Source organism: Sulfuricurvum sp. (assembly GCF_049587615.1).
In the GTDB taxonomy this organism is placed as follows: domain Bacteria; phylum Campylobacterota; class Campylobacteria; order Campylobacterales; family Sulfurimonadaceae; genus Sulfuricurvum.
In genome coordinates, this window is record NZ_JBAVEF010000014.1 from 1 (window position 1) to 1,597 (window position 1,597).

Annotated in this window: 1 protein-coding gene; it reads left to right on the forward strand. The window is 64.6% G+C overall.

All coding sequences use genetic code 11. The features are described from left to right. The first annotated feature begins 174 nt into the window (after positions 1–174). Positions 175–1,596: a basic amino acid/polyamine antiporter gene (locus WB308_RS02480; protein WP_424188652.1), complete on the forward strand. Its 1,422-nt coding sequence runs from the start codon at positions 175–177 to the stop codon at positions 1,594–1,596. Position 1,597: the final 1 nt, after the last annotated feature.

Sequence of the window (1,597 nt, forward strand, 5' to 3'; positions counted from 1 at the left end):
ATCCTCGCCAACAACTACAGCTCGACCGAAATCTGGATCACGCTGCGCCTGGATTTGTAGCCATAGTGGTTTCGACTCGATGACAACGTGGGTATGACCGGATCGCATTTGAGGTGTTAGGTTCGCGCGCTGCACGCGGTGAGCCCAGGACGAACTGACAACCATGGAGACACGATGACCTCGGAACAGAAGATGTCGCGGATGGCACTGACCGCGATGGTGGTCGGAGGGATGGTCGGCGCGGGCATCTTCTCGCTGCCGCGCACGTTCGCCAACGCCACCGGGCCGATGGGTGCGGTCATCGCCTGGATCATCGCGGGCACCGGCATGTACATGCTGGCGCGCGTGTTCCAGGCGCTGGCCGAACGCCGGCCCGATATCGACGCCGGCGTGTACGCGTATGCGCGCGAAGGCTTCGGCGACTACCCTGGCTTCCTGTCGGCCTTCGGCTACTGGATCGGCAGTTGCATCGGCAACGTCTCGTACTGGGTGCTGATCAAGTCGACGCTGGGCGCCTGGTTCCCGGTATTCGGCGACGGCAACACGGCGGTGGCGATCATCGTCGCGTCGGTCGGCATCTGGCTGTTCCACTTCCTGATCCTGCGCGGCGTCCAGCAGGCCGCGTTCATCAACAGCATCGTCACGGTGGCCAAGGTGATCCCGATCCTGGTCTTCATCGTGCTCCTGTTCTTCGCCTTCAAGATGGACCTGTTCCGCTTCAACCTGTACGGCGGCGACCTGACGGCGGGCCTGTTCGAGCAGGTGAGGGCGACGATGCTGGTGACCGTGTTCGTGTTCATCGGCATCGAGGGCGCGAGCGTGTACTCGCGCTACGCCAAGGAGCGCAAGGACGTTGGCTGGGCCACCATCGTCGGCTTCATCGGCGTCACCTGCCTCATGGTGCTGGTCACGCTGCTGCCTTACGCGGCGCTGCAGCGCGCCGAGATCGCCGGGATGCGCCAGCCGTCGATGGCCGGCGTACTGGAGAGCGTGGTCGGGCCCTGGGGCGCGGTGTTCGTCAGCGTCGGCCTGCTGGTGTCGGTGCTCGGCGCCTACCTGGCCTGGGCGCTGATCTGCGCCGAGGTGATGTTCGCCGCCGGCAAGTCGAAGGACATGCCCAAGGCCTTCGCGAAGACCAACGCCAACGGCGTGCCAGTGGTGGCAATGTGGGTGACCAGCATCATCATCCAGATCATCGTGATCACGACCTACTGGTCGCGCGACGCCTTCTCGCTGATGCTCAACCTGACCAGCGCAACGACGCTGATTCCGTACTTCCTCGTCGCCGCCTACGGGCTCATGATCGCCAAGCGCGGCGAGACCTACGCGGTGAGGCCCGAGGAGCGCAAGCGCGACCTGGTCCTGGCCGGGATCGCCGTCGCCTACACGCTGTTCATGATCTACGCCGGCGGGCTCAAGTACATCCTGCTCGCGGCCATCTTGTTCGCCCCCGGCACCGTGCTGTATTACATCGCGCGGCGCGAGCAGGGCAAGCCCGTCTTCGACAAGACGTCCGACTGGATCCTCTTCGGCGTCATCGTCGCCGCGGCCGTCTACGGCGTCTACGGCCTCGCCACCGGTTCCATCTCCATCTAGA